Source organism: Streptomyces sp. CNB091, assembly GCF_000377965.1.
On record NZ_KB898990.1, the window covers coordinates 374,660 to 386,567 of the forward strand.

At 70.8% G+C, this 11,908-nt stretch carries 10 protein-coding genes; 2 read left to right on the plus strand and 8 right to left on the minus strand.

Annotated elements, in window-relative coordinates; translation table 11 throughout:
- Positions 1-23: 23 nt before the first annotated feature.
- The 7 genes from D581_RS0101620 to D581_RS0101650 are packed head-to-tail and all read right to left on the minus strand — an operon-like array spanning position 24 to position 8,007.
- The gene (locus tag D581_RS0101620) at positions 24-914 is read right to left on the minus strand and encodes an arginine deiminase family protein (protein WP_018955478.1); all 891 of its coding nucleotides are present in this window, start codon (positions 912-914) and stop codon (positions 24-26) included.
- A 37-nt stretch (positions 915-951) separates the two neighbouring features.
- A complete protein-coding gene (locus D581_RS0101625) occupies positions 952-2,205 on the minus strand; it encodes a sulfotransferase (protein WP_026290080.1) in 1,254 nt (417 codons plus the stop codon).
- The gene (locus tag D581_RS0101630; RefSeq protein WP_018955480.1) at positions 2,198-4,129 is read right to left on the minus strand and encodes a methyltransferase domain-containing protein; all 1,932 of its coding nucleotides are present in this window, start codon (positions 4,127-4,129) and stop codon (positions 2,198-2,200) included. Before D581_RS0101630 ends, D581_RS0101625 begins: the two co-directional genes overlap by 8 nt.
- Positions 4,126-4,578 carry a rubrerythrin family protein gene (locus tag D581_RS0101635; protein WP_018955481.1) on the minus strand — a complete coding sequence of 151 codons (453 nt, stop codon included), beginning with the start codon at positions 4,576-4,578 and terminating at the stop codon, positions 4,126-4,128. Before D581_RS0101635 ends, D581_RS0101630 begins: the two co-directional genes overlap by 4 nt.
- 1 nt (position 4,579) lies before the next feature.
- Positions 4,580-5,323: a class I SAM-dependent methyltransferase gene (locus tag D581_RS0101640; RefSeq protein WP_018955482.1), complete on the minus strand. Its 744-nt coding sequence runs from the start codon at positions 5,321-5,323 to the stop codon at positions 4,580-4,582.
- The gene (locus tag D581_RS0101645) at positions 5,320-6,339 is read right to left on the minus strand and encodes a sulfotransferase family protein (protein WP_018955483.1); all 1,020 of its coding nucleotides are present in this window, start codon (positions 6,337-6,339) and stop codon (positions 5,320-5,322) included. Before D581_RS0101645 ends, D581_RS0101640 begins: the two co-directional genes overlap by 4 nt.
- Positions 6,340-6,342: 3 nt before the next feature.
- Positions 6,343-8,007, minus strand: a complete 1,665-nt coding sequence (locus D581_RS0101650; protein ID WP_018955484.1) for a B12-binding domain-containing radical SAM protein — start codon at positions 8,005-8,007, stop codon at positions 6,343-6,345.
- A gap of 173 nt (positions 8,008-8,180) precedes the next feature.
- Between D581_RS0101650 and D581_RS0101655 the strand changes: the two genes are divergently transcribed.
- Positions 8,181-9,335 (plus strand): sulfatase, encoded by a 1,155-nt coding sequence (locus D581_RS0101655; protein WP_018955485.1) that lies wholly within the window; start codon positions 8,181-8,183, stop codon positions 9,333-9,335.
- Positions 9,332-10,687, plus strand: coding sequence for an MFS transporter (locus D581_RS0101660; RefSeq protein ID WP_026290081.1), 1,356 nt, complete (start codon positions 9,332-9,334; stop codon positions 10,685-10,687). Before D581_RS0101655 ends, D581_RS0101660 begins: the two co-directional genes overlap by 4 nt.
- Here the strand turns inward: D581_RS0101660 and D581_RS1000000139235 are convergent.
- Positions 10,595-11,608: a ParB/RepB/Spo0J family partition protein gene (locus D581_RS1000000139235; protein ID WP_078625539.1), complete on the minus strand. Its 1,014-nt coding sequence runs from the start codon at positions 11,606-11,608 to the stop codon at positions 10,595-10,597. The genes D581_RS0101660 and D581_RS1000000139235 overlap by 93 nt on opposite strands.
- Positions 11,609-11,908: the final 300 nt, after the last annotated feature.

Sequence of the window (11,908 nt, forward strand, 5' to 3'; positions counted from 1 at the left end):
CCGGCCCGGTGACCGGTCGGCTCTCAGTGCTCACGGCGCACCACCCCGGTCACGCAGCCGACCCCGCCGGCCGCCCACAGATACTCGCCGACGTCGATCTCCTCGACCGCCACGCCCGCCCGCTCCAGCGTTCGGCGGATCCCCGGGCAGCCCGCGGGCATCAGCACCCGTCCCGGCGCGAGTACCAGCAGGTTCATCCCGCGCCCCACCAGCAGTTCCTCGTCCGGCGGCAGCGCGATCACCCGATAGCCGTACTCCGCGAGGAGCGCCGCCAACTGCGGCGAGGTCGCGGCCCGGTGGACGACGGCGGTGGACGGGTCGAGGAACACCACCGTCCCCAGCAGGTGCTGTACGCCCGGCGCCAGCGGCACCGTCACCACCCGCGCTCCCAGTGCCGCGACCGCCGAGGCGACCTCGGCCGCGCCGGCGTCGTTCGTGCGGAATCCGGTACCGACGATCACGGTCGACGGGTCGATCCACAGCGCGTCGGCGCCCTCGAACACGGCGGTGCCCGACACCGTGCGCAGGATCGGGAACCCTGCCCCGGCCAGCGCGAGCGCGGCATGCCGTTCCTCACCGGCCCGCTGCGCCGACGCCATCCGTGCCACCACCGCTCCGGCCGGGGTCATCCAGAACAGGTCCCGCGCGAACACCACGTTCGGCGTCGCCTCGGGGGAGGTCAGGTGTACCTCGACGCCGTGGCCCCGCAGGCGGTCCGCGAGCGCGTCGCACTGGGCCCGCATCGCCGCCAGATCCACCGGCCCGAGCATGAGCGAGGCCCCCGGGCGTCGCACCGCGGCGATGCTGTCCGGCGGGCGGACCAGCAGCACGGACCGCAGCGCGGCCGTCTCCGACCGGTACCCGCACGGCGCCCACACACTCCCGGCCGCGACGTCGTCCACGTGTGACGCCACGCGGGGGACCCACCCCGGGCCGCCGTGGGTGCTCAGCTCAGATCCAGTGGTCGTCACGGGCATAACCGAGCCTCTCCGCCATCGCGAGCACGTCGGTACTCAGTGCCGACCGGACTTCCTCTTCCCTCGCCCGCCACCTGCCGGGGCGTGGCGCGGCGGTGGACACGGTGGCGGCGATGCCGTCGGTCGCGGACCGCTTCAGCGGTCCGTCGAACGGGATCCCCAGCCAGTCGGCGATCCGCTCGACGGCGTCCGCGCGGCCGTGCGGACCGCTGATCAGGTCCTCGAATCGCACCGTGTGATCCGCCCCGTGCGCGAGGACCGCACGGTGACTCGACACCCACTGGTGGGCGCAGACCCGGGGCAGGGCGGCGGCGGTGTACGCGTACCAGCCGGGTGACAGGTCGAACTTCCACCAGTGCCGGTCGGCCGGCCGCACGTCGGCGTATCCGGCGATGCGCAGTGGTTCGTCCAGCCGGTACGCGTGGAACCCGTGGTGCAGCCACCCGTCGACCAGGCCGTTGATCGACGCGGCCGGGTTCCTTGTCAGGTGCAGGACCCGCAGGCGCGCGTTGGGGAAGACGGCCCGCAGGAAGCCGAGCCGGTAGGCGTTGCCCGGCGTCTTGATCACGAGGGGCTTCGTGGCGAGATCGTGTTCGTCCGCGGGCCGCCACGGACGGGGGAGGACGAAGGGCGGCTCTTCGAGCAGCACGTCACCGGGCGGCCCGGCCGGTCGTGGTCCCGGTGACTGCCCGGGAAGGTCGTAGTACCACGGGTTCACACCGGCGCTGCCGATCAACGCCCGTGCGAACCGGGGGAGATCACGGTCCAGCACCTTCTCGGCGGTCCGCACCAGGCCGACGGGATCGAGGTCCCGCCCCGGCCACTGCACGACCAGCCGCCACGCCGCGTCCACCGCCAGGTTCTCCACGTCGGTCCCGGGAGAGCCCGCGTCCAGTGCCAGTTCCGCCTCGAACAACGCCCGGGACCGTGGCGGAAGCCCGTGCCAGTGCGCCGCGTCCAGCGCGTCGGATCCGGTGCCGCTGCGGGGGTGGTCGAGGCCGACCAGCCGCAGCAGCGGATTCAGCTCTCCGCGCAGGTGCAGCAGGTGCGGCGAGGTTCGCAGCAGCTCGGCGAGCATGCTCGACCCGCCCCGCGAGCTCGACGCGACGATGACGAGATCGCGCACCTTCGCGCAGAAGTGCTCCGCCGGCGTGCCCCGCAGCGGCCGCAGCACCTCCAGCCGGCGCACGACCTCGGCGACGGGGCTGTCCACGGTGCGGCTAGGCATGGTCGGGCTTCCGCACCGAGTAGACGCACCACCGCCACCGGTCGCGCACCGAACCGTCCGGCAGCACCTCGAACGGGTGTACGGCGCGCACCTCGCGCGGCGCGTCGTAATAGAGGCGGTAGATCTCCTGCCGGCTCGCCGGTGTCGTCTCGTGGGTGTCGATCCACCGGTCGATCGACTCCCACAGGAAGTACTCCTCCATCCGCACATCGGTGAACCCGCCGCCGGTGAGCAACGCCCGGAAGTCCTCCTCACGGAACATCTGGTAGAGCAGTGGCTGCTTCTTCTTGAACACGCGGAACATCCAGAACGCGTCCACGTCCGCGTACGGCACGATCTGCCCGACGATGAACTGCCCGCCCGGCCGCAGCACACGGAAGATCTCCGACACCGGCCGCTCCGGCTGAGGCAGCAGATGCAGCACCTCCCGGGTGACCACGAGGTCGAAACTGGCGTCGGGGAACGGCAGGTCGTAGACGGTGCCCTGGTGCACCACGTCCAGCCGGGTGGCGGCGAGCGCGGCCATCTCCGGGGTGAGGTCCAGCCCGACCATCTCGCCGACCCGGCCGCGGAACGCGCCGCCGACGACACCGCTGCCGCAGCACACGTCCAGCATCCGCGCGTCCGGCGGCACCGCGCACAGCTCCGCGTGCTTGCCGAGCAGGTCCTCGTCGGTGAGCCAGGAGCACGAGTCGTGCCAGTCCTTCGAGCGGATCCCGAACTGCCGCTGGTAGACCGCGTAGTCGACCTCGACGGCCCGGGTCCGGGAGCGGGCCGTCCGCCCGGCCAGCCGCGCGGCGAGCCGGGCCCGGCTCGCGTCGACGGCCCGTTCGGCGATGCGGCGGGCCAGCTCCGGGTCGGCCGCCAGCGCCCGTCGCGCCTGCTCGGTGACGACGTCGAACACGCGGGCGCCCGCCTCGTCGTTGCGCAGGGTCCGTTTGGTCTGGCCGTCGAACCGCGCGTCCGGGATCCGGATCGCGATCACCGCGGTCAGCCCCTCCAGGATGTCGACCGCGGTCATCTTGTCCGCGGCCGGGCCGAGGTGTTCGGCCACCACCCCGGCCAGCGCCGCGCGCAGGGCGTCCACGTGCGACCCGCCCAGGTCGGTGCGGATGGTGTTGACGTAAGCGAAGATCTGCTCCGCGTACCCCTCGGTCCACTGGACGGCGGCGTCGATCACACACCCGTCCCCCGCCCAGGTGATGGTGGTCGGCTCGGCGTGCACCTTCTCGGCGTCGCGGGCGCGGTAGGTGAGCAGGCCCCGCACCCCGGTCATCTCGCACAGCGACTCGTTTCGCCCGGTGCGGTGGTCGATGAGCTCGACCCGAAGGCCCGGGTGCAGGTACGCGATGTCGAGCAGCCGGGCGTGCAGCAGCTCCGCGTCGAGCACGCAGGAGGAGAAGATCTCCGGGTCCGGGCGGAACCACACCCGCGTGCCGCGGCGGCCGCTGTCGCCGCCCCGCTTGAGCGGGGTCTCGACCGAGCCTCGGGCGAACGACTCGCTGTGGTGCGCGCCGTCGCGCCACACGTCCAGCCGCAACCACTGGGACAACGCGTTCACGCAGGCCAGGCCGACACCGTGCAGCCCGGCCGAGGTCGCGTACGAGGAGTGGTCGAACTTGCCCCCCGAGTGCAGCGTGGTGAGCACGAGCTCACACGCCGGGATCCCGGCCTCCGGGTGCGGGGCGGTGGGGATGCCCCGGCCGTCGTCGGTGACCGAACAGGAGCCGTCGTCGTGCAGCTCCACCGAGATCGCGCCGCAGTGCCCGGCGGCGGCCTCGTCCACGGCGTTGTCGACCAGTTCGAGCACCAGGTGGTGGGCGCCGTCCGGGCCGGTCGACCCGACGTACATCGACGGGTTGCGGCGCACCGCCTCAAGACCGGAGTAGACGGTGATCGCCTCGGCGTCGTATGCGGTGGTCATGGCGCTCCGTTCCCGGCGAACCGCGGCTCGTCCAGCCCGGTGAGGGCCTGCTCCAGCCGGTCCACGTGCGTCTTCTTCAACGTGCACAGCGTCTCCAGCCAGCTCGCCAGATCGGCCACGCCGCCCATGTGCGCCCGCGCGGCCAGGCCGGGATAGCGTTCGGTGGCCTCCCCGAGGTCGCCGCTGATCGCCGCGGCGAGATTGCGGCGGGTGTCGCCCGGCGCGTGGCCGGTGCCCGGGTCGTCGCCGCCCAGCAGGTCGCGCAGCAGATCCAGGTGGCCGTGGGCGGCGCAGGCCACGCTCTCGGCGAGCTCGCCGAACACCCGGGCCGCCTCGGTGTGACCCTCGATCTCGGCGACCTGTGCGAAGTAGGTGTACCGCGCCGCGGTGGCCGCCTCGGCGAGGAACGCGGCCCGTACGCCGTCGGCGGGGGACTGGTCCGGTTCCATGTCAGACCCTCGTTCCCGAGACGACGACGAACAGCATCCGGTCGGTGATCCGCCCGTCCGCCTCCGCCACCGCGTGCCGTGCGCGGAACGCGGGTGACGCCCTCCTGTAGCAGTCCCGGATGGCCTCCCGCGCGTCCTCGCCGATCGCGCCGTTGTCCGACCACACGTCCACGTCCTCCACCGACACGTACCGCCGCGACCGCACCGGGCCGCACCCCGCGCCGGCGAGCAGGGCCTCGACATCGCCGGGCCGGAAGAAGTGCCGCCGGGCCGGGTTGCGCAGCCGCAGGATCTCGGCGTACTCGTCGCGGTCGTCGTCCCCGTAGGCGCACAGGTGGGTCAGTACGACCCGCCCACCAGGCCGGGTCACCCGCGCCATCTCCCGCACCGCGTCCGGCAGGGTCATGAACTGGATCCCCTGACGGCACACCACGATGTCGAACGTGCCGTCGTCGAACGGCAGTTCCTCCGCCGGGGCGATCACCAGCTCGTCGAGCACGTCGCGCGCCTGCTCGGCCATCTCCGGCGTGATGTCCACGCCCGCCAGCCGCCGCACCCGCCCGGCGAACAGCCTCGACACCAGTCCGGTGCCGCACGCCACGTCCAGGACCGCGTCGCCCGGCCGGGGCGCGGCCGCGGACAGCATCAGCTCGCCGAGCGCGTCGTCGGTGCACCACGAGCTGGACCGGTCGTAGGTGCCCGCCCGGTCGGCGAAGTGCGTGCGAACGCTTCCCGTTTCGTTCATCTGCTCTCTCCTGCCGGAACAAGGGCGCGGCGGGGCTTCGCGCGGCGGCGCAGCCGGCGGACGGTGGCGTCGCGCCGCCAGCGCCGGAAGTGGTTGCGGTCGGTGCGCAGCGATCGCGCCTCCACGGCCATCCGGACCGCGAACCCGCGCAGCGCGACGCCGAGCGGACCAGGAGCCGGTTCGTCCAGCGAGGCCCGGTCGAACGGGTAGCGAAGCGTCTCCATCGCCCGCGCGGTCACGCTCTCGACCTGCCGCCGCTCCCGGTCGGACAGCCCCCGCCGGTGGGCGCCGATCCGGGCCGTGGTGATCGGGTCGCCCGCCGTGCGCCAGGACGCCGACAGCGACGCGGTCACCCTGGCGTTGCCGCTGAGGTGGTGCGCCAGCATCGCGGGCTCGAACGCCTCACCGACGAAGTCGCAGATCGCCCGGATCTCCCGGTCGGGCTCGGACACCAGGTCCTCGTACCGCACGAGGTGCACCACTTGCGGCCCCCACCGCTCCAGGGCCGCGCGGGCGAGCTCCTGTTCGGCCGTCCACCGCAGCGCCATCCGATAGGGGTGGCAGTGGCCGAACACGGCCCGCTTCGCCGACGCGGCCACATCGCGGGGATCACGCACCAGCCAGAGGAACCGCGCGTCCGGGAGTGCGGCGAGCACCTCGTCGACGTGCTCGACCATGAACGTGCTCTTGCACCCCCACCGGGCCGCGCCCTCCGCGACGCGGTACTGGTCGTAGATCGCCGCCACCACCCCGAACAGCGACGGGCCGGCCGCCCCGGTCACCGCGGCCCGGTCGATCACGTGCGGCCACGGGTGGATGTGGTCGCGCAGCAACGACATCGCGTCGCCCACCATCGCGTCGACATCACCGTCGTACGGGATGCCGGACAGGTACCGCATGAAGTGCGGCGGGTGCGGGACCGCGATCCGCGTGTGCGCGTCGAGCACCAGCCGCAGCAGGTTCGACCCGGAGCGTTCGGTCCCGATGATCAGGATCGGGCCGTCCTGGGTGGACACGGGTCAGCCCCCTACCGCGAGCTTCTTCGCGCCGCAGTCCATCAGCGTGCTCCCGACCGCGGCCACCTCCGGGTCGGCGACCTTGTCCAAGGTGTACTGCTCGGACCCGGGGACCAGGGGCGCGGCGGCGGAACTCCACTCCGCGCGCCAGCCGTTCCCGGCGTACGACGTCGACCGCTCGGTGCCGTCGGCCGGCTGCGGGTGGAAGTACTGGAAGTGCTCCGGCCAGTGCTGGAAGTCCATCACCGGGCCGGGCTGATAGGCGTCGTACACACGCTTGTAGGCGTCCCGGCAGACCTGTTCGGGCAGCCCGCTCACGTTCAGGAACTCGTCCTCGTGCAGCGCCTGTTCGACCGACAGCCAGTTGAGGTGGTCGATCTCGGTGCGGATCACCTTGTTCCGCACCGCGTCCTGGTACACCGTCGTGCCGGGCATGGCCGACAGGTACTTCACCCGGGTCACGTGGTTGTACTGCTCGGCGAACTGCACCATGTCCGACAGGGACTCCTCGGTCTCGTTCGGCAGACCGACGATGAGCAGCGAGCCGAACCGCACGCCGCCCTCGAACGTGGTGCGCATCGCGCGGACGGTCAGGTTCTCGCTGCTGCCCTTGCGGGCCTCGCGCAACACCTCGCGCCCCAGCGACTCGACGCCGTACAGGATGATGTCCGCACCCGCCTCCCGCATCGCGTCGATGCGCGGTACGTCCATGTCGGCGCACCGGGTCAGACAGGTCCACCGCAGATCGTGCTGGGAGATCACGTCGCACATCTCGATGGTCTGGCCGCGGTGCGAGCTGAACGTGAGGTCGACGAAGAAGCAGAACTCCACGCCGTACTGGGTCTTCAGCCAGTCGAGGTCGCGGTCCATCTTCTCCGGCGACTTCGCCCGCACCTGCGGGGTGGTGCGGTAGCAGAACGAGCAGTCCATCTTGCAGCCGCGGCTGTAGGACGAGATCACCTGCGGCTGCATGCCGAGCGGCGACCGCGACTGGGGCCACAGGTCGAGACGCATCCTGGGCAGCGCGTCGAGATCCATCATCTGGCCACGCGGCGGTGTGCGGCGGGCGTTTCCCTTCTCGTCCCGGTAGCAGATGCCCTTGACGGTCGGGAGGTCCTGCTTCCACGAGCCGCGGGCGTAACTCTCCATCAGCTCCAGGATGGTGATCTCGCCCTCGCTGATCACCGCGATGTCGCAGGCGGTGTCCGACATGAACACCGCCGGCGCGGAAGTGACCAGCGAGCCGCCGCAGATGATCGGTACGTCCGGGTGCGATGCGCGGACCATCGCCATCAGCGCGCGGCAGAAAGGGAAGTTGTCCTCGAACGTGCATATGCCGAGCACGTCGGTGCCTTCGTTGATCTGCTCGTACGCCGCCTGCAGGGGGTTCGGGGTGTAGCGGACGTCGACGATGCGCACCGGGTATCCGGCGTTGTGCAGCACGGTCGAGATGTACGTCGCCCCCTCGTAGGGGGAGGTGAGGAAGAACTCCCAACCGCGCGGCATGGTGAACGGCGAGGGCCCGACGACGAGGGTGAACCTCGGCAACGTGGGATCGAGCGGCACCGGTTCGGCGTCCTGGTCGCGCATCTGATCGATGTAGCGCTGGTCGACGGTGCCGTTCGCGTCGGCATACAGCTCCAGGGCCAGGGACAACTTACGCGCCATGTGAATGCTCCCTCGCTTCACGGTCGTGGAGTCTCCGCCGCGTAACTGTAGGAGCCGGACGCGCTGTTCAGCACGGGTGTTCAGGTCGCACAGCTCGTCGTTGTCGTACGCCGCGAGCTCGTTGTTACCTTTCGGGGCCGCTGGAGTCGACAGAGGAATACCGAGGTATCCCGGTGACCACACAGCCGAACATCCTGTTCATCTCCCTGGACACCGTGCGCGCCGACGTGGCCTATTCGGGGAAGTACCCCGGCATCGAGCGGCTGCGCGCGAGCGGGGTCAGCTTCACGCAGGCGATCTCGTCGTGCCCCCTGACGCCGGTCAGCCACGCCACGGTGTTCACCGGGCTCCAGCCGCCCCGCCACGGGGTCAGGCACCTGTTCCGCGAAGCGCTGGACAAGCGGGTACCGACGCTGGCGGAGCGCCTGTCGGCGGCCGGGTACACGACCGGCGCGGTGGTGTCCTGCCCCGGTATGAACCAGTGGTACGGGATGGATCGCGGGTTCGACTTCTACGACGACGAGATCCCGCTGCTGCCGGACGGCCGGGACCCGCTGTCGGTCGGCGACGTGAAGCTGCGCGGGCTGGCGCTCAAGCGCGCGCCGGTGGTGGTCGAACGCGCCACCCGCTGGCTCGGGTCGCTGGACGGCGCCGGCCCGTTCTTCCTGTTCGCGCACTTCTTCGACGCGCACTGGCCGTACGAGCCGCCGGAGGACGTCGGCGTCGAGGTGGCCAACCCGTACGAGGGCGAGATCGCCTACACCGACCACTACGTCCAGCTCCTGCTGCGCCGCATCGCCGAGATGGGCCACGACATCGAGTCGATGCTGGTGGTGTGCTTCTCCGATCACGGCGAGGACCTGGCCGGGTGGTACCCCAACGACCACGCCGGCGACCTCGGCCACCCGTACGAGGAGGGCCACGGCTGCCTGCTGTTCGACGCGACCCAGCACGTGCCGCTGGTCATCAGCGGTCCCGGGGTGCCGGTGGGGATGAGCGTGGACAGCCAGGTGCGGCTGGTCGACATCATGCCGACCGTCCTCGACCATCTCGGGCTGGACCCGCTGTCGTCGGACGGCGCCTCGCTGACCGAGTTCTTCGCGGACGGCACCGGGGCGTCCCGCGAGGCGTACTCGGAGACCTACTTCCCGCAGGAGAGGGCCGCCGCCTCGGACGACTACCCGGACCTGAAGGCGCTGCACGCGGTGCGGGCGGACGGGCGGAAGGTGATCTGGGAGGCGGACGGGCGGCAGGTGTGGGCCTATGACCTCGCCACCGATCCCGACGAGTTCGGCGGGCGGGTTCTCGTGTCCGATGAGGACGCATGACACCAGGAGCGACCTCGCCGCCCCGTTCGGTCCGCCGGGTGCTCATCGCGAGCACGATCGGCACCGCCATCGAGTGGTACGACTTCTATCTCTACGCGACGGCGTCCGCGCTGGTGTTCGGCCCGCTGTTCTTCCCCGGCTCGTCGGCTGCCGGCGGTGTGCTCGCGTCGTTCGCCACCTACGCGGCCGGGTTCGTCGCGCGCCCGCTGGGCGGCCTGCTGTTCGGCCACTTCGGCGACCGGGTGGGCCGCAAGTCGATGATGGTGTGGACGCTGCTCGTCATGGGCATCGCCACGTTCGGCGTCGGCCTGCTGCCCACCTATGAGACGGCCGGTGTCCTCGCGCCGGTCCTGTTGGTGACGTTGCGCATCGCGCAGGGCATCGGCATCGGCGGCGAGTGGGGAAGCGCGGTGCTGCTCAGCACCGAACACGGCCCGCCCAAACGTCGCGGCTTCTTCAGCAGCTGGCCCGCGATGGGCTTCGCGCTGGCGTTGTTCGGCAGCAACCTGACCTTCGTGCTGATCTCCAAGCTGCCCGAGGAGGACTTCCTGACCTGGGGGTGGCGGCTGCCGTTCCTGGGGTCCATCGTCCTCGTCGGCATCGGCATCTGGGTCCGGCTGGGGATCGAGGAGACACCGGAGTTCGTGCGTGGCCGGGCGGAGAACCGCCCCGCCAAAGTGCCGGTGATCATGGTGCTGAGGCGGTGGCCGCGCCGCGTGGTGATCGGCATTCTCGCCTCGCTCGGCACCGGGTCGGTGATCGCGATGTTCACCGTCTTCCTGGTGGCTCACGCGGCGAAGGCCGGGCCGGAGGTGCGGTCGACCGTGCTGACCGCGCTGATGATCGCGGCCTTGGGAGAGTGCGTGACACTGCCGGTGTTCGGCGCACTGTCCGATCGGTTCGGCCGCCGGCCGGTCATGATCTTCGGCTACGCGGTCTCGGTGGCGGCGATGATCCCGGCGGGCGCCTGGCTGTCCTCGGGCGATCCGACACTGGCCGTCCTGGTGCTCGTCCCCGCGCTGACCATCGCGCACGGTGCGATCTACGGTGGGCTGGCGGCGTTCCTGGTGGACCTGTTCCCGACCATGGTGCGGTTCTCCGCGATCGCCGTGACCTACCAGGTGGGCGTCACGGTCTCCAGCTTCTGGCCGCTGGTCGCGGTCGCGATCACCGGCGATTCGTCGTCGCTGCTTCCGGTGATCGCGCTGTTCGCGGTGGTCCAGCTGGCGGCGGCGATCGCCGTGGCGTGCGCGCCGGACTCACGCGCTGACGCGGACCTGGTCGCGGACCCGGCAGGCGAGTGCCGACCAGTCGGCCGCGCAGTCCATGGCGAGGTCGGCGACCACCGGTGACCAGCGATGGGGCACGGCGGCGGCGAGACGGTCCCACTGCGCGCTGTCGAGGGTGTTGGCGTCGAGCAGCCGCAGGAGCGCGCGGCCGATCTCGGAGAACCGCAACGACGGATCGGTGCGCAGCGAAAGCAGGAACCGGTCCCGTTCGGCGCGAGGCGTGCCGGGGGCGCCGGGGGCGCCGTTGTCACCACCGGTTTGATGGCCCGATGCCTTGTCCTCCGGTGCGCCGCTTTCCGTGCGGTGTCCGGTGGAAAGGCGATACCGCAGCGGAATAGGATCCTCGCCGCGGCGCATTCTTTCCCGGACATCCCGGGCGGTGCCGACCGATATTCCGGCGATGCGGGCAATCGCACGCAAGGAAAGATCTGGATTGTTCGAAATCGCCTGACTCGCCATCGTGCGCCCGTGGGAGGCGTCGAGTGGCCGCACTTTCCCGTCGCGGCCGAGGCGGGTGTGCAACTGAGTCATTTCCCCGGTTGTACGCTGCCGGATCGCGGCCACCGTCTTGGTGGACAGTCCGGCCGTCGACGCGATCAGGCGGTCCGACAGGTGCGGATGCGAGGACAGGATCCGGGAGGCCGCGGCGGTGCGGTCGGCCAGCGTCAACGGCAACCCCTGGGTCACGTTGACGCTCACGGCCAGCACGAACGCGTCCTCCTCCGTGCCGTCGACGAACCGCACACCGATGGTGGTCTCCCCGCGCAGCTTGGCCGCACGTAGGCGGTGCACGCCGTCGATCACCTGCATGGTCGGCCGGTGCACGAGGATCGGCGGGAGGTCGTCCGGGCACTGCGCGAGTGCGCTGACGTGGTCGGGAAGGGAGCCGGCGACCCGCACGAGAGACGTTTCGGTCACCTGGTCGACCGGCACGAACGTCGGTGCCGTGTCCCTCGGTCGCGTATCCAGCGATGTCCCGCTCATCCGAACTCCTCCAGATGGGCCAACCCATTTCCGAGCACGACGCGGTCACGCTCGGCAGAGCGTGACTGATCAGATCTCGGGAAGCGGCTACAAGATACTGGCCAGATTATGGCACTGAACAGGCCGACGAGACGAAGATTTCCTTAGCAAGTTCTCATAATCGCCCCGGCCGGCGCTTCGGGTTAGCGTCGAGGTAAGCGCCTCGTCGACCTCGTTGACACCGATCTGCTTTATGAGACAGAGTTCCCCCGTTCTCTCTCATAGATTTCCGTGGGTCACGGAGTGTGAAACGGCAGTGGA